The 20,572-nt window shown below is 72.8% G+C and carries 19 protein-coding genes and 2 riboswitches; of the genes, 5 read left to right on the forward strand and 14 right to left on the reverse strand.

Features of this window, described 5'->3' with window-relative positions; translation table 11 throughout:
- Nucleotides 1-4: 4 nt before the first annotated feature.
- Nucleotides 5-97, reverse strand: a riboswitch (glycine riboswitch).
- Between the two features lie 3 nt (nucleotides 98-100).
- A riboswitch (glycine riboswitch) is annotated at nucleotides 101-212 on the reverse strand.
- Nucleotides 213-442: 230 nt separating this feature from the next.
- Nucleotides 443-988: a hypothetical protein gene (locus HJG45_RS20355; protein WP_171614460.1), complete on the reverse strand. Its 546-nt coding sequence runs from the start codon at nucleotides 986-988 to the stop codon at nucleotides 443-445.
- Between the two features lie 124 nt (nucleotides 989-1,112).
- Between HJG45_RS20355 and ispH the strand changes: the two genes are divergently transcribed.
- The 3 genes from ispH (at nucleotide 1,113) to rnhA (ending at nucleotide 3,728) form a co-directional block, all read left to right on the forward strand.
- On the forward strand, nucleotides 1,113-2,096 hold the full coding sequence (gene ispH, locus HJG45_RS20360; RefSeq protein WP_171614462.1) for a 4-hydroxy-3-methylbut-2-enyl diphosphate reductase: 984 nt from the start codon (nucleotides 1,113-1,115) through the stop codon (nucleotides 2,094-2,096).
- A 209-nt stretch (nucleotides 2,097-2,305) separates the two neighbouring features.
- Entirely contained in the window at nucleotides 2,306-3,286 is a 981-nt protein-coding gene (locus tag HJG45_RS20365) for a homoserine kinase (protein WP_171614464.1), read from the forward strand.
- Complete coding sequence (rnhA, locus tag HJG45_RS20370; RefSeq protein WP_171614466.1) at nucleotides 3,276-3,728, forward strand: ribonuclease HI; 453 nt, start codon at nucleotides 3,276-3,278, stop codon at nucleotides 3,726-3,728. Before HJG45_RS20365 ends, rnhA begins: the two co-directional genes overlap by 11 nt.
- Before the next feature lie 145 nt (nucleotides 3,729-3,873).
- Here the strand turns inward: rnhA and HJG45_RS20375 are convergent, their stop codons facing one another.
- On the reverse strand, nucleotides 3,874-4,872 hold the full coding sequence (locus HJG45_RS20375) for a glycosyltransferase family 1 protein (RefSeq protein WP_171614725.1): 999 nt from the start codon (nucleotides 4,870-4,872) through the stop codon (nucleotides 3,874-3,876).
- 71 nt (nucleotides 4,873-4,943) lie between these two features.
- Nucleotides 4,944-5,753: a UDP-2,3-diacylglucosamine diphosphatase gene (locus HJG45_RS20380; RefSeq protein WP_171614468.1), complete on the reverse strand. Its 810-nt coding sequence runs from the start codon at nucleotides 5,751-5,753 to the stop codon at nucleotides 4,944-4,946.
- A 233-nt stretch (nucleotides 5,754-5,986) separates the two neighbouring features.
- Between HJG45_RS20380 and HJG45_RS20385 the strand changes: the two genes are divergently transcribed.
- Nucleotides 5,987-6,985: a diacylglycerol kinase family protein gene (locus tag HJG45_RS20385; protein ID WP_368040646.1), complete on the forward strand. Its 999-nt coding sequence runs from the start codon at nucleotides 5,987-5,989 to the stop codon at nucleotides 6,983-6,985.
- A 72-nt stretch (nucleotides 6,986-7,057) separates the two neighbouring features.
- Here HJG45_RS20385 and HJG45_RS20390 read toward each other — a convergent pair whose 3' ends face one another.
- From HJG45_RS20390 to HJG45_RS20430, 9 genes are all read right to left on the reverse strand, one after another.
- Nucleotides 7,058-7,240, reverse strand: a complete 183-nt coding sequence (locus HJG45_RS20390) for a hypothetical protein (protein WP_171614470.1) — start codon at nucleotides 7,238-7,240, stop codon at nucleotides 7,058-7,060.
- A 167-nt stretch (nucleotides 7,241-7,407) separates the two neighbouring features.
- Entirely contained in the window at nucleotides 7,408-8,427 is a 1,020-nt protein-coding gene (locus tag HJG45_RS20395; protein ID WP_171614472.1) for a TIM44-like domain-containing protein, read from the reverse strand.
- 97 nt (nucleotides 8,428-8,524) lie between these two features.
- The gene (locus HJG45_RS20400; protein ID WP_171614474.1) at nucleotides 8,525-8,932 is read right to left on the reverse strand and encodes a hypothetical protein; all 408 of its coding nucleotides are present in this window, start codon (nucleotides 8,930-8,932) and stop codon (nucleotides 8,525-8,527) included.
- A 130-nt stretch (nucleotides 8,933-9,062) separates the two neighbouring features.
- Nucleotides 9,063-10,391 carry a TldD/PmbA family protein gene (locus HJG45_RS20405; protein WP_171614476.1) on the reverse strand — a complete coding sequence of 443 codons (1,329 nt, stop codon included), beginning with the start codon at nucleotides 10,389-10,391 and terminating at the stop codon, nucleotides 9,063-9,065.
- Nucleotides 10,392-10,527: 136 nt separating this feature from the next.
- Nucleotides 10,528-11,793 (reverse strand): pitrilysin family protein, encoded by a 1,266-nt coding sequence (locus HJG45_RS20410; RefSeq protein WP_171614478.1) that lies wholly within the window; start codon nucleotides 11,791-11,793, stop codon nucleotides 10,528-10,530.
- A 198-nt stretch (nucleotides 11,794-11,991) separates the two neighbouring features.
- Complete coding sequence (ligD, locus tag HJG45_RS20415; protein ID WP_171614480.1) at nucleotides 11,992-13,560, reverse strand: non-homologous end-joining DNA ligase; 1,569 nt, start codon at nucleotides 13,558-13,560, stop codon at nucleotides 11,992-11,994.
- A gap of 33 nt (nucleotides 13,561-13,593) precedes the next feature.
- Entirely contained in the window at nucleotides 13,594-14,619 is a 1,026-nt protein-coding gene (locus HJG45_RS20420; protein WP_171614482.1) for an ABC transporter permease, read from the reverse strand.
- Nucleotides 14,620-14,632: 13 nt separating this feature from the next.
- The gene (locus HJG45_RS20425) at nucleotides 14,633-16,141 is read right to left on the reverse strand and encodes a sugar ABC transporter ATP-binding protein (protein WP_171614484.1); all 1,509 of its coding nucleotides are present in this window, start codon (nucleotides 16,139-16,141) and stop codon (nucleotides 14,633-14,635) included.
- Between the two features lie 34 nt (nucleotides 16,142-16,175).
- Entirely contained in the window at nucleotides 16,176-17,189 is a 1,014-nt protein-coding gene (locus HJG45_RS20430) for a sugar ABC transporter substrate-binding protein (protein ID WP_171614486.1), read from the reverse strand.
- 185 nt (nucleotides 17,190-17,374) lie between these two features.
- On the opposite strand from HJG45_RS20430, the gene HJG45_RS20435 reads away from it, so the two are divergent.
- Nucleotides 17,375-18,331, forward strand: coding sequence for a TIGR03557 family F420-dependent LLM class oxidoreductase (locus HJG45_RS20435; RefSeq protein ID WP_171614488.1), 957 nt, complete (start codon nucleotides 17,375-17,377; stop codon nucleotides 18,329-18,331).
- Between the two features lie 18 nt (nucleotides 18,332-18,349).
- On the opposite strand, the gene thrC is transcribed toward HJG45_RS20435, so the two are convergent.
- Both thrC and HJG45_RS20445 read right to left on the reverse strand, forming a co-directional pair.
- Nucleotides 18,350-19,759, reverse strand: a complete 1,410-nt coding sequence (gene thrC / locus HJG45_RS20440; RefSeq protein WP_171614489.1) for a threonine synthase — start codon at nucleotides 19,757-19,759, stop codon at nucleotides 18,350-18,352.
- 86 nt (nucleotides 19,760-19,845) lie between these two features.
- Nucleotides 19,846-20,493 carry a TetR/AcrR family transcriptional regulator gene (locus HJG45_RS20445; RefSeq protein ID WP_171614491.1) on the reverse strand — a complete coding sequence of 216 codons (648 nt, stop codon included), beginning with the start codon at nucleotides 20,491-20,493 and terminating at the stop codon, nucleotides 19,846-19,848.
- Between the last annotated feature and the right edge of the window lie 79 nt (nucleotides 20,494-20,572).

Genomic DNA, 20,572 nt, shown 5'->3' on the forward strand with positions numbered 1-20,572 from the left:
CCCCCCTCTGTCCGGTGACCTGAGAGATTCGGCCGGCTGGCTTGCGGCCTTACTCCGTCGGTGCCGGCCGCCCTGCGGCTGCCAGGCTTTCCAGAGGCCCCTTCCCCACGCGGCCCTTCTGCCTGAGCGTTTCCGGGGGCCGGTTGCGCCTTCGGCGGGGAGGCTGCCCGGCCATCACGGCCGGATGCCTCCCTCTCTCCCGCGCGGGATCAGCGGGAGCGTCAGGTCTAACCCGCCCCGCCCCGCCGGCGCAACCGCGCCGCGCCCGGCGATCGAGGAGCAGGAAGGCGAAACCTTCCGGTGCCTAGTAAGACGCCTGTCGCAACCGTTGCCGCCCGTTGCCCTGCCGTGGCTTCGCCGCGGCAGGCTGTGACGGTTCTTGAGCCGGAGGGACTCCCTGGGGGCCCCGCGAAGCCGCGCAGCGGTTCTGCGGGGAACTAGATCATCGCGGCCCGCGCCGACGGTTGAGGGCGAGGTCCTCCGGCGTCAGGTCGAAGGACACATAGACCTTGTAGTCGGTGCCGCGCCGCCCCTCCCCGACCGGCAGCGAGAGGCTGACCGGCGCACTCTCGGCGTTCATGCGGGTCTCGTTGCGGGCGAAGAGGATTCGGTCGACGAAGCTGTGTCGGGCCAGGATGCGCTCGTCCCGCGCATCGACCACGGCGACGAACCAGGGCAGGTCGACGACGCGCCCCTCGGTGCCGGCCCCACGCTCGATGGCGAAATTGGCGGTCAGCGTGACATCGATGCTACGATTCTTGCTGCCGGGGTTGCAGCCGCCGCTGATCCCGGAGAGCCGCGCATCCCATTCCAGCGTCGTCAGGTCCCGCACCGCGCCGGGGCGATAGCGCGTGAGATCCGCCCCTTCCGCCAGGATGCCCGGCCGCGGGCAGGCCACCGGCAGCCGCTGATTGCTCGCATCCCCGCACCCCGAAAGCGCCAGGGCCGCCATGATGCCCATGGCACCCAGGACAAACCGCACCCGCATCCCCATCTTCCCCCTTGAGCCCAAAGCCGCGCTGGCTAGTGTGCGCCCCTGGATACCATCCAGGCGCACCCTGCCCGCCGGCCGGCCGGCACGGCAACCCGTGGCCCGCGAGCGAACCCGACCCATGCACCAGATCACCACCGCACGCCCCAGGGACGCCGGCGGCAAGCCCAGCCTGAACGTCCTGCTGGCCGGCCCGCGCGGCTTCTGCGCCGGCGTGGATCGCGCCATCAAGATCGTCGAGGAGGCGATCCGCCGCTACGGCGCGCCTGTCTATGTCCGGCACGAGATCGTACACAACCGCTACGTCGTCGAGAGCCTGGAGCGCCAGGGGGCGATCTTCGTCGAGGAGCTGGACGAGGTGCCGGACGACGCGCCGGTGGTCTTCAGCGCCCATGGCGTGCCGAAATCCGTCCCCGCCGAGGCGAGCCGGCGCAAGCTCTTCTACCTCGACGCCACCTGCCCCCTGGTCAGCAAGGTGCACCGGGAGGCGGAGCAGCACTTCGCCCGCAGCCGCCACATCCTGCTGATCGGCCATGCCGGCCATCCGGAGGTGGTGGGCACGATGGGCCAGCTGCCGCAGGGCACGGTGACGCTGATCGAGGACGAGGAGCAGGCGCGCAGCGTCCCGGTGCCGATGGACCGGCCGCTCGCCTTCATCACCCAGACCACCCTCTCGGTGGACGACACCGCCGGCATCGTCGCGGCGCTGCGCCAGCGCTTCCCGGCGATCCACGCCCCGGCGAAGGAGGATATCTGCTATGCCACCACCAACCGCCAGGCGGCGGTGAAGGCGATCGCACCGCGGGCGGAGCTGATGGTGGTGGTCGGCGCGCCCAATTCCTCGAACTCGCTGCGGCTGGTGGAGGTGGCGAAGCGGGCCGGCTGCCCGCGCGCCATCATGGTGCAGCGCGGCCGCGACCTCGACCCCTCCCTCGCCGCCGGGCTCGGCACGGTCGGCATCACCGCCGGCGCCAGCGCCCCCGAGGTTCTGGTCGAGGAGGTGCTGGCCCGCCTTTCCGAGCATTTCGAGATCGCCATCGAGGAGGTGGTGGTCGCCGAGGAGCGCATCACCTTCAAGCTGCCCTCCGGCCTGCAGCCGGCTTGATTCCGATGCCCCTGATGCGTGACCGCCTCAGGGGTCCCATTCGATGTCCCTTTGGCGCCGGGCGCAAACCTCCGGTTTGCCTGGCTTCGCGCCACTCGGCGCGGGCCCCGTTCGGGGCCTCGGACCGGTCAAGGGACCGGTCCGCTGGCATGGTTCGGATGGCCTAAGGGGCATTCAGCTTTCGGCACGATCCGCTGTAGAAGCCCCGCATGGCCGTCTATACCGAAGTCACCGACGAGGCGCTGCGCGCCTTCCTCGCCGACTATGCCCTCGGCGAGCTGCTCGCCTTCCGCGGCATCACCGAGGGGGTCGAGAACTCGAATTACGCGCTGAAGACCGCGGCGGGCGACTTCATCCTGACCCTGTACGAGAAGCGGGTCGATCCGCGCGAGCTGCCCTGGTTCCTCGCCCTAATGGAGCACCTGGTGGCGCGCGGCATCGACTGCCCGCTGCCAGTGAAGGCGGCGGATGGCCTCGCGCTGCGCAGCCTCGCGGGGCGGCCGGCGGCGATCTGCACCTTCCTCCCCGGCCTCTGGCCCCGCCGCGTGCGGCCGGAGCATTGCGCGCCACTCGGCGGGGCGCTGGCGCGGCTGCACCTGGCCGGGGCGGATTTCGCCGAGATGCGGCCGAACAGCCTCGGCCCCGCCGCCTGGGGGCCGCTGCTGGAGCGCTGCCGGCCGGGCTGCGACGCGGTGCAGCCCGGCCTCGTCGCCGAGCTGGACGCGGCGCTCGCCGGCATCCTCGCCGTCTGGCCGGAGGGGGAGGCGCTGCCCGCCGGACAGATCCATGCCGATCTGTTCCCCGACAACGTCTTCTTCCTCGACGGGGCGGATGGCCGGCCCTGCGTCTCCGGCCTGATCGACTTCTACTTCGCCTGCACCGACCTGCTGGCCTATGACATCGCCGTCTGTCTGAACGCTTGGTGCTTCGAGGCGGACGGCTCCTACAACGTGACCCGGGCGCATGCGCTGCTCGCCGCCTACCAGCGGCTGCGGCCGCTCTCGGCGGCGGAGCGGGCGGCGCTGCCGGTGCTCTGCCGCGGCGCGGCGCTCCGCTTCCTGCTGACGCGGCTCTACGACTGGACGGCGACGCCGGTCGGGGCGCTGGTCACCCGCAAGGACCCGCTGGAATACCTGCGCAAGCTGCGCTTCTTCTCCCGTGCCGAGGGGCCCGCCTCCCTTGGACTCTGAGGAGACGGCGCAGCCGGTCGAGATCTGGACCGATGGCGGCTGCAAGCCCAATCCCGGCCCCGGCGGCTGGGCGGCGATCCTGCGCTACGGCGAGGTGGAACGGGAGCTCTCGGGCGGCGATCCGGCGACCACCAACAACCGGATGGAGCTGATGGCGGCGATCAGCGCGCTCGAGGCGCTGAAGCGGCCCTGCACGGTGGTGCTGCACACGGACAGCGAATATGTCCGCAACGGCATCAGCCGCTGGATCAATGGCTGGGTCCGCAACAATTGGCGCAACGCGGCGAAGGAGCCGGTGGCGAACATGGTGCTTTGGCAGCGGCTGCTCGCCGCCGCCAAGCCGCATCAGGTGGAATGGCGCTGGGTGCGCGGCCATGCCGGCGACCCGATGAACGAGCGGGCAGACCGGCTGGCGACCGAAGCGCGGCTGCGGCTGGGGTAAGAACGTCCCGCGAAGCCGCGAAGCGGTTTTGTGGGGGCCCCATAGAGTCTCCTCCTGCCCAGGAACCGTCACAGCCTGCCGCGGCAAAGCCGCAGCAGAGCAACGGGCAGCGACGGCTTTGATAGGCGCTTCAAGAGGCAGCAACTCACCGCATCGGCACAAGCTGGCAGCGGAAATCCGCGGCGCAGACCTCCCAGGAGTAGCGTTCGGCATGGCGCCGGCAGGCGGCGCGGTCGCAATCGAGCGCCGCGAGCGCGGCGCGCCGCAGATCCTCGTCCAGCACCCCGGCGCCGGAGCCGGGGATGACGTCGAGCGGCCCGGTCACCGGAAAGGCCGCGACCGGCGTGCCGCAAGCCATCGCCTCCAGCATCACCAGGCCGAAGGTGTCGGTGCGGGAGGGGAAGACGAATGCATCGGCGCCGGCATAGGCGCGGGCCAGCGCCTCGCCCTGCCGCCAGCCGGCGAAATGCACCGCCGGGAAGCGCCGCGCCAGCGCCTCGCGCTGCGGCCCGTCGCCGACCACCACCTTCGATCCCGGCAGGTCGAGGGTGAGGAAGGCCTCGATGTTCTTCTCCACCGCGACGCGCCCGGCATAGAGGAAGACCGGCCGCGGCAGCGGCCAGTCCTCGCGCGGCGCCGGGCGGAACAGGTCGAGATCGACGCCGCGGGTCCAGGGCCGCAACTGGGTGAAGCCGCGGGCGGCGAGCTCGCCGCGCAGCGAGGGCGTGGCGGCGAAGGTGCCGCGCCCGGCCTCGTGGAAGCGGCGCAGCACCGACCAAGCGAAGCGCGGCGGCAGGCCGATGCGGGCCTCGAGGTAGTCCGGGAATTTGGTGTGGAAGCTGGTGGTGAAGGGCCAGCCGCGACGCCGGCAGAGGGCGCGCATCGCCCAGCCCAGCGGGCCTTCGGTGGCGATGTGGACCGCGCTCGGGCGGAAGGCGTCGACCATGGCGGCAAGGGCGCGGCGCGGCCGCAGCGCCAGGCGGATCTCCGGATAGCTCGGCAGCGGCAGGGTGCGGAAGCGGTCGGGCCCGATCACCTCCACCGCATCGCCCTGCACCCGCAGCCGCCCGGCGATGGTGGCGAGGGTGCGCACCACGCCGTTCACCTGCGGGTGCCAGGCATCGGTGACGATCAGCAGCCGCAGCGCCCCGGCCCCGCCCGGCCCCGTCGCCGCGCCTTCCGGCACGGCCGCGTCGAGCAGCATCGGCAGGCCGGTCAGGCCGCGGCGATGGCCGGGCGCGCCGCGCCGGGCCAGAGCGACAGATGGTTCTCGCGCGCCCAGTCGACCAGTTCGAAGCGCCCGTCCGCATGCTCGACCAGCGCGGTGCAGCTCTCCACCCAGTCGCCGTCGTTCATGTAGAGCACGCCCTGCACCCGCCGCATCTCGGCATGGTGGATATGGCCGCAGACCACGCCGTCGAGGCCGCGCCGCTTCGCCTCGTTCGCCAAAGCGAGCTCGAAGCGGTCGATCGCCTTCACCGCCTCCTTCACCTGCCGCTTCAGCCATTGCGAGAGCGACCAGTAGGGATAGCCGAGGCGCCGGCGCGCGGCGTTGAACAGCCGGTTCAGGGTGAGCGCCCAGTCATAGGCCCAGTCGCCGAGATGGGCCAAAACCTTGGCGTAGCGGATGACGCCGTCGAACTCGTCGCCATGGATGATGAGGTAGCGCCGGCCATCGGCCGCCTCGTGCACCGCCTCGCGCAGCATGCGCACCCCCGCCACCTCGAAGCCGAGGCCGAGCCAGTCGCGGAACATCTCGTCATGGTTGCCGGGGATGTAGGTGACCTCCACGCCGCGCCGCGCCATGCGCAGGATCTGCCGCAGCACCTCGTCGAAATCCTCGGTCCAGTACCAGGATTTGCGCAGCCGCCAGCCATCGACGATGTCGCCGACCAGGAAGAGCCGCTCGCATTCCGTCCGCCGCAGGAAGTCGAGCAGGAAATCCGCCCGGCAGCCGCGGGTGCCGAGATGCACGTCCGAGAGGAAGATCGTGCGGTAGCGGCGTCTGGTCTCGGTCGTCTGCATCGCACCTGCCTTCGGCCCTCCCGTCCCGGGGCGGCCCCGGGCGGGATGCTTGCGCGTGCCGGCAGTAGCCCGATCCGCGCGACAGGTCGGTGACGCTTCAATGACGCGATCGGGAAAGGCGCTCCGCAACCCTGAATGTCACGCCCCTGCCATATCGTCGTCGCGCGAGTGTCGCCGAGGCGTCGCTAAAGCAGTTCGCCGCAGGGCGGGGAGACGCCCGGAGGCGAGACTCCGTGCCTGGCGCGAACCGCGGCCCGGTCGGGGCGGTCGCTGCGCAGCACCGGGACGGCAGCATGCTCATCCTGTTCAACCCCGCGGCCGGGACGCGCCGGCGGCGGCGCTTGCTCCGCGCCCTCGGCGCCCTGGCGCGGGCCGGACGGCCGGCAGAGGTCGCGGAGACCCGCCATCCCGGCCACGCGACGGCACTGGCGCGCGAGGCGGCGGCGGCCGGCACGCCGCTCGTCGTCGCGGCCGGCGGCGACGGCACGATCGCCGAGGTGGCGGCGGGGCTCGCGGGCAGCGAAGCGCGGCTCGGCATCCTTCCCTTCGGCACGGCCAATGTCCTGGCCTGGGAGCTCGGGCTGCCGCTGCAGCCGGAAGCCGCGGCCGACATCCTCGCCCATGGCTGCCCGTGCCTGCTGCGGCCGGGGATCGCGCGTTTCGGGAATGGCGGGCAGCGGCTCTTCGTGCAGATGCTCGGCGCCGGCTTCGATGCCGAGGTGGTGCGGCGGCTCGATCTCGGGCTGAAGCGGCGATTCGGCCGCGGCGCCTATGTTCTGCAGGGGATGCGCGAGTTGCCGCGCTACCGCCATCCGCGCTTCGTTGCCGAACTCGATGGCGAGGCGGTGGAGGTGGCGAGCGCCATCGTCAGCAAGGGACGGCTCTATGCCGGACGTCATCTGCTGGCGCCGGCGGCGCGGCCGGGCGCGGCGGGCTTCCAGGTGGCGCTGTTCCGACGGGGCGGCGCCTGGCGGGCGGCGCTCTCCGGCTTGGCCCTGCCGCTCGACCTGTTGCCGCGCCTGCCGGGGGTGGAGTTGCGCGCGGCGCGGCGGGTGGTTCTGCGGGGCGAGGCGGTGCCGGTGCAGGCGGATGGCGATTCGGCGGGCAGCTTGCCCGTCACGATCGTGGAGGCAGCCGGGCCGATCCCGGTGATGCTGCCGGCGTCGGCCCAGACCATGATCCGCTCACACAGGGTCGCGGATCAGGGTCCAGGCCGTTGTTTGATCGCGTGATTCACGCTCTAGGGAACGCAGCGGGCGGCGGCACGTCAGGGACGGCAGCAAGACACCGGTGACGGCGATGGCTCAGCCTTCGCGGCGGAGCGCCATCACGGCGGCGGCGAGGCCGCTGGCGAGGGAGACGGCACCGAAGGCTGGCGCGGCCAGCAGGGCGCCCGAGGCCAGCGCCGCGGCCGGCACCAGCGCCAGGGCCACCATGGACAGCCCGGCGACGGCGGCGAGCACGGCGAGGAAGCACAGGGCGATCATGAAACGGGACCTCCTGGAATAGGACAGATGGCAGCGTGCTGCCACGATCATGCCATGATTTGGCCCTTCTTCACCACAATTGCGACTGCGCCGCCCCGGCGAAAGGCCGAGACGGCGCAAATGTGACCAAAAGACGACGGCGGGAGCGGGGACGGCGCCCCGCCCGGTCAGCCCGTCTGCTGGATGGCGGCAAGCATCCAGGGGCCGCCCTGGCTCCGGGTGAAGGTCCAGAGTTCGGTGACCGTCTGGCGGCGGTTGAGATCCCCCTCCACCACGGCGCCGTCGCTGACCCGGCGGGTTACGTCGATCTGCGAGAAGCGCATGGCCACAGTGGCGAACTCCCGCTCCCCTTCCCGCCAAGCCTCGGCGAGGTCGCCCTTCTCCAGCACCGTGTCGCGCGTCTCGTTGCGCCAGCCGCGGCGGGCGAGGTCAGCAAGGTCGTTGCCGAAGAACTGCACCATCTCCGGCGTGGCAACGGCGCGCATCGCGCGCTCATCCTGCCGCGACCAGGCCTCGTTCACCACCTTCAGGGCATTCTCGAAGGCCTGGAAATCCGCCGGGCCGATCTGGATCGGCTGCCCGGCCGGGGCGGCCCCGCCGCCGCCGTAATTGGGGCGCGGCCCATGGCCGATCCGGTCACCGGGCCCCTGGCCGTAGCCTTGCCCCTGCCCCTGGGTCTGCCGCGCCATGCCACCGGGCGCGCCGGCGCCGGCATAGGCCGGCTGCTGCTGCCGGCGCCGGATGGCGTTCAGCACGAAGCGGGCGATCAGCACGATGATGGCGATCTGCAGCAGGAAGCCGAGGAAGCTGCCGAAGCCGGTGAAGCCGCCGAACAGCCCATGGCCGAAGAGCAGCCCGCCGAGCCCGGTGCCGATCAGGCCGCCGAGCAGCCCGGCCATGAAGGGTGAGCGCGAGAACATGCCGCCCGCCGGGCTGGTCTGGCCGATCGGCGGCCGGTTGTAGGGCGTCTGGCCATAGCTGCCACCGGGCCGCGAGGGTTCGGTCATGCTCCGGTCCATCTGCCGGGCAGTGCCGGGGGCGGTGTTGGTCGAGGGCGGCGCGCTCCAGGTGCGCGAGCCGCGGCTGCCCATGGAGCTGCCACCGCCCGGCCGCGCATCCGCGAGCGCCGGCGCCAGCGCGAGGACCGCGGCGGCGAAGGCCGCGAGCAGGAAGGCAGGACGACGCATGGCTTGGTGTCTCTCCGGCAATGGCTTTCTTGGCCGCAATATATAGGAGACGCGGGCAGGATTGCGACGGTTCCCCGCTGGAAGTCCGGGCTGTCCTTCAGCCGCGGCGCAGCGAGGCCAGCGTCGTCTCCTTCTCCGCCTCACTGAGCGGCACCATCTGCCGCCAGACCGCGACGGCCCAGGGATGCGCCGCCCGGGTCAGGCGCAGGAGGTCATGCTCGTCGAGGCTCGCCACATAGCTGCCGATGCGTTCCTCCTCGTCGTCCCAGCCGGCGGCGATGTCGACCACCACCGCCATTGCCTGCATCGCCGCTTCGTCCAGGTCGCCCTCGACGAAGGCGCCCATCTCGACCAGTTCCGGCACCTGATGCGCGGTGATGATGGCGAGCGTCGCCGCCTCGCGCAGCGGCAACTCGCCCTCCGCATCCGCCACCAGCTCGGCCAGCGCGGCAATCGCCTCGCGCTCCATTTGCTCGCGCGACTTGCGCCAGTCCTGGATCGCCATCGCAGTCACTCCCCCAGGCGCCGCCCGGCCGCCGCGCCCGTCCGGCGGACCGGCCGGCGCGACGCCCCCCCCTGCGGCGATCGATTCGAAGATCCCCTCCGCGGCCAGTCCTTCCCAGGACGCGCGGCGGTCAGGCCCCGGCCATCGTCAGCCCCTCGACCCGCAGTGTCGGGCTGTCGGTGCCGCGGCGGAATTCCAGGTCGTCGGCCGGCGTCAGATGCAACAGCATCTCCCGCAGGTTGCCGGCGATGGTGACCTCGCTCACCGGCTCGGCCAGCGCCCCGTCACGGATCAGGAAGCCGGCGGCGCCGCGGCTGTAGTCGCCGGTGATGCCGTTGACCCCGCTGCCGATCAGCTCGGTCACGTAGAGGCCGAGCCGGATATCGGCCATCAGCGCCGCCGGCGTCACGCTGCCCGGCTCAAGCCAGAGATTGGTGGTCGAGGGCGAGGGTGGGCTGCCGGTGCCGCGGCCGGCATGGCCGGTCGAGGTCATGCCGAGCTGCCGGGCGCTGCGCCAGTCCAGCACCCAGCTCGTCAGCACGCCGTCCTCGACGATGGCCCGGCGTACGCCCTGCATCCCCTCGCCGTCGAAGGGGCGGCTGCGCCGGCCGCGATGCCGAGTCGGGTCGTCCACCAGCGTCAGCCCGGGCGCCAGCACCCGCTGGCCGAGCCGGTCGCGCAGGAAGGAGGTGCCGCGCGCCACCGCCGCGCCGTTGATCGCCCCGGCCAGATGGCCGAGCAGCGAGGCGGCGACGCGCGGGTCGTAGACCACCGGCAGGCGGGCGGTCTTCGGCCGGGTCGGGTTGAGCCGCGCCACCGCCTTCTCCCCGGCGCGGCGGCCGAGCAGGGCGGCATCCTCGAGATCGGCGAGATGCACGGCGCTGGCATAGTCGTAATCCCGCTCCATCGCCGTGCCCTGGCCGGCGAGGGCGGTGACGGAGACGGACTGGCTGGTCCGGACATATTCCCCGGCGAAGCCGTTGCTGGCGGCGAGGGCGATGACGCTGCGCCCCCAGCCGGCCTCGGCGCCCTCCGAATTGGTCACGCCGGCGACCGCCAGCGCCGCCTCCTCGGCGGCGGCGGCGCGGGCGATCAGCGCCTCGGCATCGGGCTCGGTGGCATCGGCGAGGTCGAGATCGACCGCGACCAGCCCGTCCGGCGCCTCGGCGAGGCCGGCGAAGGGGTCCTCCGGCACCACCCGCGCCATGGCGACCGCCCGCTCGGCCAGGGCGGCGAAGCCCACCGGCGCGGGATCGGTCGTCGAGACGATCGCCTGCCGGCGGCCGACGAAGACGCGCAGGCCGAGATCGAACCCCTCCGCCCGCTCGAGCTGCTCGATCTTGCCGAGCCGCCGGGCGACGGAGAGCGAGGCGCTGCCGACCAGGATGGCGTCGGCGGCGTCCGCCCCGGCCCTGCGGGCGGCGGCGACGAGGTCCTGCAGGGTGGCGAGCTGGCTCATCGGACTCTCCTCGGGAACCCGGCCCAACCCAGGGGATGGGCCGGCCATGGGCGCGCGGGTATGCCATGGCCGGCCAGGGACGTCGCCCCGAACATCACCCCGGGCGTCCCCCGCGCGGCGCTGTCCCGGATGGGGATCAGGCGGCCAGCCGCTCGGCGATCTGCGGCAGGCCGGGCACCCGGCCGGCCGGACCGAGCGCGGCGAGGGTCGGCGCCGCGCGGAAGGCGGCGCGCGCCGCCTCCTGCACGTCCTCGATGGTGACGGCGGCGATCCGCGCCTTGGTCTCCTCCACCGGGATGACGCGGCCATGCACCTGGATCTGCCGGGCGAGCTGCTCGGTGCGGCTGCCGGTGCTCTCGAGCGACATCAGCAGCGAGGCGCGGAACTGCGCCTTGGCGCGGTCCAGCTCGTCCTGCGTCACGTCGGTCTGCACCTTGCGCAGCTCCTCGAGCGTCACGGGCACCAGCTCCTCCGCCTCCTTCTCGCCGGTGCCGGCATAGACGGCGAAGAGGCCGCCATCCTGGAAGGGATGCGCGAAGGAATAGATCGAGTAGACGAGGCCGCGCTTCTCGCGGATCTCCTGGAACAGGCGCGAGGACATGCCGCCGCCAAGCAGGGTCGAGAGCAGCAGCGAGGGGTAGTGCAGCCGGTCCTTGTAGCCGGTCGAAGGAAAGCCGAGGACGATGTGCACCTGGTCGAGGTCGCGCTCCTCGCGGAACTCGCCGCCGACATAGCGCGCGGCCTCGGGCGGCGGCGGCGCCACCTGCGGCAGGTCGGCGAAGTGGCGCTGCACGAGGTCCACCACCGCCTCGTGCTCCACCGCGCCGGCGGCGGCGACCACCATGCGCTCCGGCCCGTAATGGTGGCGCATGTAGCCGGTCAGCGCCTCCCGCTTCATGTCGCGGATCACCTCCTCGGTGCCCAGCGTCGGCCGGCCCATGGGCTGGCCGGGAAAGGCGGTGTTCTGGAAGTGGTCGAAGATGATGTCGTCCGGCGTGTCGTTCGCCTGGCCGATCTCCTGCAGGATGACGCCGCGCTCCCGCTCCAGCTCCTCCGGGATGAAGCTGGAATGCGTCAGGATGTCGCCGATGATGTCGGCGGCGAGGCCGACATCCTCCTTCAGCACCTTGCAGTAATAGGCGGTGTTCTCGCGCGAGGTGTAGGCGTTCAGGTGGCCGCCGACATTCTCGATCTCGCGGGCGATGTCGGCGGCGCTGCGGCGCTCCGTGCCCTTGAAGGCCATGTGCTCCAGGAAGTGGGAGACGCCGTTCTCCGCTTCGCTCTCATGCCGGGTGCCGGCGGCGACATAGGCGCCGATCGAGACGGTCTCGACCCGCGGCATGGTCTCGGAGACGACGATGAGGCCGTTGGGCAGGCGGGTCAGGCGGACGGCGTCGGACATTCGGGTTCCTCGGGACGGGGACGGCCGGGCCCCGCTGGGCAGGAGGACGGGCAAGCGGGAGCGGGCCGTCCGGACAGGCATTGGCAGCCTTCCATCTAGGGCGGATGCGTCGCCAATGCGACCGTTGCGCGCGGGCCGGGCGGTTATCCCTTTCGTCATGCGTGCGGTTCGGCACGGGGAAGCGCCGCAGCGCGGAGCTCAGCCCCGCGGCGGCGCCGGCAGGGGCCGCGCCGCCGCCGCGAAGCCAGTCCAGGGATCGCGCCGGCGCAGCCGCGCCGTGGCGGCGGCCAGGGTGAAGGCCTGCGGGTCGAGCCGCGGCGTCACCTCCCGCCAGGCGAGCGGCATGGCGAGCGTCGCGCCCGGCCGGGCCCGCGGCGACCAGGCGGCGACGGCCGAAGCGCTGCGGTCGTTCCGCAGATAGTCGAGATAGATCCGCCCGGCCCGGGCCTCCCGCTCGGCGCGCGTGGTGAAGCGCCCCGGCGCCTCGGCTTCCAGCGCCTCGCACAGCCCCTGGCAGAAATCCCGCACCGCCGCCCAGCCCGCCTGCGGCCGCAGCGGCACCACCACATGCAGCCCCTTGCCGCCGGTGGTCTTGCAGAAGGGCGCGAGGCCCTGCCCTTGCAGCCGCTCGCGCAGCGCCTGCGCCGCCTCGACCACCCGGTCGAAGGGCAGGCCCTCATCCGGGTCGAGGTCGAAGACCAGCCGGTCGGGATGCTCGATATCGGCCGCGAGAGCGCCCCAGGGATGGATCTCCGTCACCCCCATCTGCGCCAGGGCGAGCAGCCCCTCGGCGCTGTCGACGCCGAGGCAGGGCCGCGCCTCGCCCGGCACCTCCAGTCGCCGGATGGCGGCGGGCAGGCCCGGCATCGGGTGCCGCTGGAAGAAGCGCTTGCCCTCGATCCCGTCCGGGGTGCGGACCAGGGAGAGCGGCCGGCCGGCGATCTGCGGCAGCAGGCGCGGCGCGGCGGCGGCATAGTAGTCGGCGAGGTCCCGCTTGCTGATCCCCTCCGCCGGCCAGAGCGGCTTCTCCGGATGGGTCAGGCGAGGCGCCGCCGGGCCGGCGCTGCGCCGCGCGGGGGCCGGCGGCGCCGGTTCCGGCTCCGACCGCCGCGGCGGCGCGGCCTGGCGCTTGGCCGCCGCGCGCCGTTTCGCGGCCGGCTGGCCGCCGGCGATCTCCTCCATGCTGCGGCCCGTGGCGACGGAGGTCAGCGCCTCCTCCACCAGCCGGCCGCCCTCGCCCGGCCGCGCCTCGGCATCGCGGCGCTTGATGAGCAGCCATTGCGGCTGCCGCTCGCGCGGCCGCGGCTTCATGCGGACGAGGTCCCAGGCGCCGCGCAGCCGGGCGCCGTGCAGGCTGAATTTCAGGTTGCCCGCGGCCAGCGCCGCGGCGGGGTCCGCCACCTCCGGCGCCGGCTCCCAGCGCCCTTCGTCCCAGACCATCACCGTGCCGGCGCCGTAGCCGGCCTCGATCACCCCCTCGAAGCCGCGATAGTCGAGCGGATGGTCCTCGACCTCGACGGCGAGGCGCTTCTCGGCCGGGTCGAGCGAGGGGCCGCGGGTCACCGCCCAGGATTTCAGCACCCCGTCGAGCTCAAGCCGGAGGTCGAAATGCAGCCGCGAGGCGGCATGCTTCTGCACGACGAAGCGGCCGCCGCGGCCGGTGGCGGGGCGGGGCGCCGCCCCGTTGGGCACCTCCCCTGGCGGCTCGGCGGTGCGGGCGAAGTCGCGTTTCGCGCGGTAGCGGCTGAGCGGGTCCGGCCGGGTCATGGCGTCCCCACAACGTCCGCCCCGGCGGACAGTTCAGGCAGCGGAGCGGCGCCGGCTGCGCAGCCGCTGGGCATAGACGTTGATGACCAGGGCGAGCAGCAGCACCAGGCCGCGGATCAGGATCTTCAGGAAGCTGTCCATGCGGATGTGGTCCAGCCCGTTGTTCAGCACGCCGAGCACCAGCACGCCGAGGATGGTGTTGCCGATGCCGCCCTGGCCGCCGAACAGGCTGGTGCCGCCGACCACCACGGCCGAGATCGCGTCCAGCAGGTAATTGTCGAACTGGTTCTGCTGCGCGCTGCCGAAATAGGCGACGCCCAGCATGCCGGCGAGGCCGGAGCAGAGGGCCGAGATCACCAGCGCCGTGCCCACCACGGCGCGGACGCCGACACCGGAATGCTCCGCCGCCTCGCGGTTGCCGCCGACCATGTAGATGTAGCGGCCAAAGCGCGTATAGGTCAGCACCAGATGGCCGAGCAGCAGCACCACCCCGGCGACCACGACGACCCAGGGCACCGGCCCGATCGAGCCGCTGCCGAGGGTGAGCAACAGGTCGGGCACGCTGTAGGCGATCTGCCCGCGCACCAGCAGGGCGCCGATGCCGCTGGCGATCTGCAGCATGGCGAGCGTCATGATGAAGGAGGGGATGCCGATCCGCGTCACGCCGAGGGCGGTGACGCCGCCCAGGGCGAGGCTGCCGAGCAGCGCGACGAGGATCGCCAGCCCGCCCGGCAGGGGCAGGGTGGCGATGCCGGTGCTGGCATCCTGCACCGTCAGCACGGCGAGCAGGATGCCGGTCGCGTTCGCCACCGCCGCGACGCTGAGGTCGATCTCGGCGCAGAGGATCACATAGGTCAGCCCCACCGCGATGATGGCGGTGATCGAGACCTGCTGCAGCACGTTGCCGAGATTGGCCAGCGTGGCGAAGGAGGGGCTGAGGGCGCTGAACAGGGCGATCAGCGCGATGAGGGTGGCGAAGGGCGCGAGGTTGCGAAGCTGCCCGCGCAGCGTCTCGGCCAGCCTGCCGCGCGGCGTGGCCTCGGTCAGCTCGTTCGGCATCGGCTCCCCTCCCTCACGCCGCGGCCAGCAGGCGGTCCTTGCCCACCGCCTCGCCGGCGAACTCCTCGGCCAGCAGGCCGCGGCGCATGACCAGGATGCGGTCGGCGAGCGAGAGCACCGTCTCCGGCTCGGAGGAGACGACGAGGATGCCGACCCCCTGCTCCCGCAGCCCGCGCACGATGCGCACCACGTCGTCCTTGGCGCCGACATCCATGCCGCGCGTCGGCTCGCTCAGCAGCAGCACCCGCGGCAGGTGGGTCAGCCAGCGGGCGAGCGCCACCTTCTGCTGGTTGCCGCCGGAGAGCTGGCCGACCGGCAGATCGACCCGGGCCGGGCGGATGCCGAGGCGCCGCACATGCCCCTCGGCGATCCGGCGCTCCTGCCGGGGCCGCAGCAGGAGGCGGTTGATCCGCTCCAGCACCGCGATGCTGATGTTGCGGGTGACGCTCTCGCCGGCGAAGAGCATGGCGCGGCGGCTCTCCGGCACATAGGCGATGCCGGCGCGCTTGGCCCCCGGCGTGCCGCGCCCGAGCCGGGCCACCCGGCCATCGACCCGCACCGTGCCGCGATCCGGCCGCAGCTTGCCCGAGAGCGCCCGCGCCAGGTCGAGCTGGCCGGAGCCCATGAAGCCGTAGAGGCCGAGCACCTCGCCGGCATGCAGCTCGAGCGAGGCGGGGCCGAACAACCCCTCGACGCCGAGCTCCTCGACCGCCAGCACCACCGGGGCGCGGGAGCGCGGGGCGAGCGGGATCGCCTCGGAATAGCTCTCCTCCAGCCGCTCATGGCCGGCGCCGATCATGCGCTCGATCAGCCAGGGCTTGCCCGCCTCGCGCGCCGCGGCGCTGCCGACCCGGCGGCCGTTGCGGAAGACGGTGACGCTGTCCGAGACGCGCAGCACGTCGTCGAGGAAATGCGAGATGAAGACCACGCTCCGCCCATCCGCCCGCAGGCGGTCGAGCAGGGCGAAGAGCCACTCCACCTCGGGCGGCGAGAGGGCCGAGGTCGGCTCGTCGAGGATGAGGATGCGCGCGCCGGAGAGCAGGACCCGCGCCAGCTCCACCATCTGCTGCAGGCCGAGCGGCAGGCTGCCGGCCGGCACGGCGGGGTCGATGTCGAGGCCGAGCGCCTCGAGCTGCGCCCGCGCCGCCGCGCGCATGCGCCGCCAGGCGACGAGGCCGAGGCGGTTCAGCGGCTGCCGGCCGAGCAGGACGTTCTCGGCCACCGAGAGCGCCGGCACGATCGACAGCTCCTGATGCACCATGCCGATGCCGGCATCGCGCGCCTCGCGCGGGTTGCGGAAGCGGACCGGCCGGCCGTCCAGCCGCATCTCGCCCTCGTATTCCGCATGCACGCCGGCGATGATCTTCATCAGCGTGCTCTTGCCGGCGCCGTTCTCGCCGACGAGGCCGTGCACCTCGCCGGCGGCGAGCCGGAAATCGACACCCTCCAGCGCCGCGACGCCGGCGAAGCGCTTCGAGATGCCGCTGAGCTCGAGCCGCGGCGGGGCGCCAGGGGACACCATGCCAGGGGGCACCATGCCAGGGGACATGCCGCGGCTAGATCAGGAAGTGCTTTTGCATCCAGGCCATCCCCGCGGCATTGGCCCTGGTCACCACCGGCCCATCGGTGATGACATGCTTCGGGATGCCGCCCTCGCCGGTCTTCTCGCCCGCCACCACCGCCGCGACCCCGGCCAGGATGGCGCCGCCATGGATGCGGCAGGAGGGGTTGCGCACCGTCGCGTGCATGCGGCCGTCCATCACCGCCTGCAGGGCCGGCGGCATGGCGTCGCAGCCGCCGATCTTGATCTCGGTGCGGCCCTTCGCCTTCATCACGTTGTAGGCGGCGAGCGCCATGTCGTCGTTGTGGAAATAGGCGGCGCTGATCTTCGGGTACTTGGTCAGGTGGGTGTCCCAGATGCGCGCCACCTTGGTGACGTCCCAGTCGCCCGGCGTGGTGTCCAGCACCTCCACCTTCGGGTAGCGCTTCACCACGGCGTCGAAGCCGCGCGCCCGCCCCTGCGCGCCGGTATGGCCGAGCGCGCCCTGGGTCATGATGACGGTGCCCTCGCCGCCGATCGCCTGCATCAGCGCCTCGGTCACCGCCGCGCCCATGAGCTCGTTGTCGGGGGCGAGGAAGCTGTGGACGTTGATCTGCTCGAGCGGCGCGATCAGCGTGTCCATGTCGATCACCGGCACGCCGGCATCGATCATCTTGCGCACCGGCGCCGCCAGGGTGCCGATGCCGAAGGCCTGGATGGCGACGAAATCCCATTTCTGGGAGGCCATGTTGTCGATGGCGCCGCGCTGGCGGGTGGCGTTCAGCTCGCCGTCGAACCAGGTGACGTCCACATTGTAGAGCCGGCCCCAGTATTCCGCGGCGGCCTTGCCCTGGGCGCACCAGGTGGCCTGCAGCCCGGCATTGGAGAAGGCGGCGCGCAGCGGCTTCGCCGACCGCCCCATCTCGGCCGCGAGGGCCGGCGAGAGGGCGAGGCCGCCGAGCAGCGGCAGGGTGGCTGCGGCCTGCAACAGGCCGCGACGGCCGCCGGGCGGCTGGTCTTCCTGGTCCATGGCGTCCCCTTCCCCGACCCGGGCGATCCTCGCTGCCGCCGCTTGGGTGCCGGTAGCTTGCGCCAGCGTCCCGGGCCCTGGCAACGCCCTCGGGCAGAGGGGGCGGGGCCCTCCCGCCGGGGCTGGCGCTGCGAACATTCGCCGGCGCGCCGCGTTGCCGACGCTCTGCCGACGGAGCCCCACCCATGACCCATTTCGGCTACAAGCTGATGTCCGAGGAGCACGGCCCCAAGGAGCTGGTGCGCAACCTGCAGCGGGCCGAGCAGGCCGGCTTCGACCTCGCCGCCATCTCCGACCATTTCTCGCCCTGGATCGAGGAGCAGGGCCATGCGCCGCTCGCCTGGTCGGTGCTCGGCGCCCTCGCCCAGGCGACGAGCCGGATCGGGCTGATGACCGCCGTCACCTGCCCGATCATGCGCTACCATCCGGCCATCATCGCCCAGGGCGCGGCGACCATCGCGCTGCTGAGCGACGACCGCTTCACCCTCGGCCTCGGCGCCGGCGAGCGGCTGAACGAGCATGTCGCCGGCCAGGGCTGGCCGGGCATCGGCGAGCGGCACGAGCGGCTGTCGGAGGCCATCGACGTCATCCAGGGCCTGCTCTCGGGCGAGCTCAGCAACTATCGCGGCCAGTATTTCAGCCTCGACCAGGCGAAGCTCTACGATCGGCCGCAGCGCAAGGTGCCGGTCGCGGTCGCCGCCGGCGGGCCGGAGGCGGCGCGGCTGGCCGGGCGCAAGGGCGAGGGGCTGGTGGCGACCGAGCCGAAGCGCGAGCTGATCGAGGCCTTCCGCGAGGCAGGCGGCTCGGGCCCCTGCTATGCCGAGGTGTCGCTCTGCTGGGCCGAGACCGAGGCCGAGGCGCAGCAGACCGCGCATCGTTACTTCCGCTGGTCGGTCACCGGCTGGCCGGTGCAGGCGGAGCTGCCGACAACGCGCGGCTTCGAGGCGGCCTCGCGCCACATCACGCCCGAGATAGTGGCGCAGCAGGTGAGCTGCGGCCCCTCGGCGGAACGGCACGCCGAGAGCATCGCGAAATACATCGAGGCCGGCTTCGACCACATCATCCTGACGCAGGTGGGGCCGCAGCAGGAGGAGTTCATCGGCTTCTTCGAACGCGACCTCGCGCCCAGGCTGCGGCGCTGAGGCCAGCCCCCGCCGGCCTCAGCCCCGGCGGTTGCGGCGCGTATGGGCGCGGACGAAATCCTCGACCGCGGCGAGCTCGGCCGGCAGCACCGAATAGCGCTCCTCGCGCGCCGGCAGGTCGGCGAGGCGCGGCGGCAGGGGCGGCCGCCGTCCGGTCGCCCGCGCCACCGCATCGGGGAACTTCGCCGGATGCGCCGTGGCGGCGATCACCACCGGGATCGCCGGATCCGCCGGCGCATGCGCCCGCGCCGCGGCGGTGCCGATCGCGGTGTGCGGGTCGGCGAGGTAGCCGGCGCTCTCCCAGAGATGCCGGATCTCGGCCAGCGTCCCCGCATCGTCGAGCGCGAAGCCGTGGAACAGGGCGGCGGCGCGCCGCCAGGCCGCGTCCGGCACCGGCATGCGGCCCTCGGCGCGGAAGCGGCGCATGGTCTCGGCCGTCGCCGTCCCGTCGCGGCCGAGCAGCTCGAAGAGCAGCCGCTCGAAATTCGAGCTAACCTGGATGTCCATGCTCGGCGAGAGGCTGGGCTCCACTCCCTGCACCGACATGTCGTTGGCCGCGAGGAAGCGGGCCAGGATGTCGTTGCGGTTGGAGCCGACGATCAGCCGCTCCACCGGCAGCCCCATCTCCCGCACCGCCCAGGCGGCCAGGACATTGCCGAAATTGCCGGTCGGCACGCTGAAGGCGACCGCCCGGTCCGGCGCCCCGAGGGCGAGGGCGGCATAGGCGTAGTAGGGGATCTGCGCCGCGACCCGCGCCCAGTTGATGGAGTTCACCGCAGCCAGCCGCATCTCCTGGCGGAAGGGCGCGTCGTTGAACATCGCCTTCACCAGGTCCTGGCAGTCGTCGAAGCTGCCGCGGACGGCGAGGTTGGCGACGTTGTCGGAGAGCACCGTCGTCATCTGCCGCCGCTGCACCTCGCTCGTCCGCCCCTCGGGGTGGAGGATGACGATGTCGATGGCCGCGCGGTCGCGGCAGGCCTCGATCGCCGCCGAGCCGGTATCGCCCGAGGTGGCGCCGACGATGGTGATGCGCTCGCCGCGCCGCGCCAGCACCTGGTCGAACAGCCGCCCGAGCAGCTGCATCGCCATGTCCTTGAAGGCGAGCGTCGGCCCGTGGAACAACTCCAACACGAAGCTGCGGTGGTCGAGCTGCACCAGCGGCGCGACCGCCGGGCTGCCGAAGCCGGCATAGGCCGCCTCGGTGAGGCCGCGCAGCGTCGCGGGGGCGAGCGCATCGCCGAGGAAGGGCTGCATCAGCCGCGCCGCGAGCTCGGCATAGGGCAGGCCGCGCAGCGCCCGCCATTCGGCCGGCGAGAGATGGGGCCAGGCCTCCGGCAGGAAGAGCCCGCCATCCTCGGCGAGCCCGGCGAGCAGGACACCTTCGAAGTCGCGGGGCGCGGCCTCGCCGCGGGTGCTGAGATAGCGCATGGGGCCGGCAGGCTAGAGCAGACGCGGCGGCGCGGGAACGCCGGCGCGGCGCGGCCCTGCCCTGCGGCCGGCGAAGGGTGCCCGTCTCAGGGCAGGAAGAGCAGGTCGAGCTGGGCCGCGAACGCCGCTTCCGGGTCCATCACGTCACCCTCGGCGAAATAGCCGTTCCACAGCACCGCCAGCACCACCGGCGCGACCAGGAGCTGCGGATGGCGCAGCAGCGCCGCGTCCCGCAGCTCGCCCCGCGCCGCGGCCCGCGCCGCCAGGGCCCGGATGGCGGCGAGGCCGGGCGTGATGACGATGCGGCGGTACATCGCCGCCACCTCCGGGAAGCGCCCTGCCTCGGCCAGGACCAGGCGGATCACCGCGGCGCGGCGGGAGGTCTCCATCTCCCGCAGCACCGGCCCGAGGAGTCGCCGCAGCGCCTCGCGCACCGGCTCGTCCGATGCGGGCGCAGCGCCGGCGAGGCCGGCCAGCGGCGCGCCGACCGCCGCCTGCAACACCCCCTCGAACAGCGCCGCCTTGTCGGCGAAATGCAGGTAGAGCGTCCCTTTCCCGAGCCCCGCCCGGGCCGCGACATCGGCCATGCGCGTCGCCGCGAAGCCGCGCTCGAGGAAGATGTCGAGCGCCGCGGCCAGGATCGCCTCGCGGGTCCGGGCCGTGCGCGCCGGGCTCGGGCGGCGGGCGCGGCGCGCCGGGGGTGGGGAGGGCGACGAGGCGGAAGCATCGGGCAAGGGGCGGCTCACTCCCGGAATCGTGCGGCGAACGCCTGACCATTGGGTCAGTTTTATCTGGCATAAAGCTGACCCAATG

The organism is Roseicella sp. DB1501 (assembly GCF_013112485.1).
Lineage (GTDB): Bacteria > Pseudomonadota > Alphaproteobacteria > Acetobacterales > Acetobacteraceae > Paracraurococcus.

What these genes read in the sequence shown, in the direction of transcription:
- HJG45_RS20355 (WP_171614460.1), bottom strand. Translation starts at nt 988, where the DNA reads ATGCGGGTGCGGTTTGTCCTGGGTGCCATGGGCATCATGGCGGCCCTG.
- ispH (WP_171614462.1), top strand. Translation starts at nt 1,113, where the DNA reads ATGCACCAGATCACCACCGCACGCCCCAGGGACGCCGGCGGCAAGCCC.
- HJG45_RS20365 (WP_171614464.1), top strand. Translation starts at nt 2,306, where the DNA reads ATGGCCGTCTATACCGAAGTCACCGACGAGGCGCTGCGCGCCTTCCTC.
- HJG45_RS20380 (WP_171614468.1), bottom strand. Translation starts at nt 5,753, where the DNA reads ATGCAGACGACCGAGACCAGACGCCGCTACCGCACGATCTTCCTCTCG.
- HJG45_RS20390 (WP_171614470.1), bottom strand. Translation starts at nt 7,240, where the DNA reads ATGATCGCCCTGTGCTTCCTCGCCGTGCTCGCCGCCGTCGCCGGGCTG.
- HJG45_RS20395 (WP_171614472.1), bottom strand. Translation starts at nt 8,427, where the DNA reads ATGCGTCGTCCTGCCTTCCTGCTCGCGGCCTTCGCCGCCGCGGTCCTC.
- HJG45_RS20400 (WP_171614474.1), bottom strand. Translation starts at nt 8,932, where the DNA reads ATGGCGATCCAGGACTGGCGCAAGTCGCGCGAGCAAATGGAGCGCGAG.
- HJG45_RS20405 (WP_171614476.1), bottom strand. Translation starts at nt 10,391, where the DNA reads ATGAGCCAGCTCGCCACCCTGCAGGACCTCGTCGCCGCCGCCCGCAGG.
- HJG45_RS20410 (WP_171614478.1), bottom strand. Translation starts at nt 11,793, where the DNA reads ATGTCCGACGCCGTCCGCCTGACCCGCCTGCCCAACGGCCTCATCGTC.
- ligD (WP_171614480.1), bottom strand. Translation starts at nt 13,560, where the DNA reads ATGACCCGGCCGGACCCGCTCAGCCGCTACCGCGCGAAACGCGACTTC.
- HJG45_RS20420 (WP_171614482.1), bottom strand. Translation starts at nt 14,619, where the DNA reads ATGCCGAACGAGCTGACCGAGGCCACGCCGCGCGGCAGGCTGGCCGAG.
- HJG45_RS20425 (WP_171614484.1), bottom strand. Translation starts at nt 16,141, where the DNA reads ATGGTGTCCCCTGGCGCCCCGCCGCGGCTCGAGCTCAGCGGCATCTCG.
- HJG45_RS20430 (WP_171614486.1), bottom strand. Translation starts at nt 17,189, where the DNA reads ATGGACCAGGAAGACCAGCCGCCCGGCGGCCGTCGCGGCCTGTTGCAG.
- HJG45_RS20435 (WP_171614488.1), top strand. Translation starts at nt 17,375, where the DNA reads ATGACCCATTTCGGCTACAAGCTGATGTCCGAGGAGCACGGCCCCAAG.
- thrC (WP_171614489.1), bottom strand. Translation starts at nt 19,759, where the DNA reads ATGCGCTATCTCAGCACCCGCGGCGAGGCCGCGCCCCGCGACTTCGAA.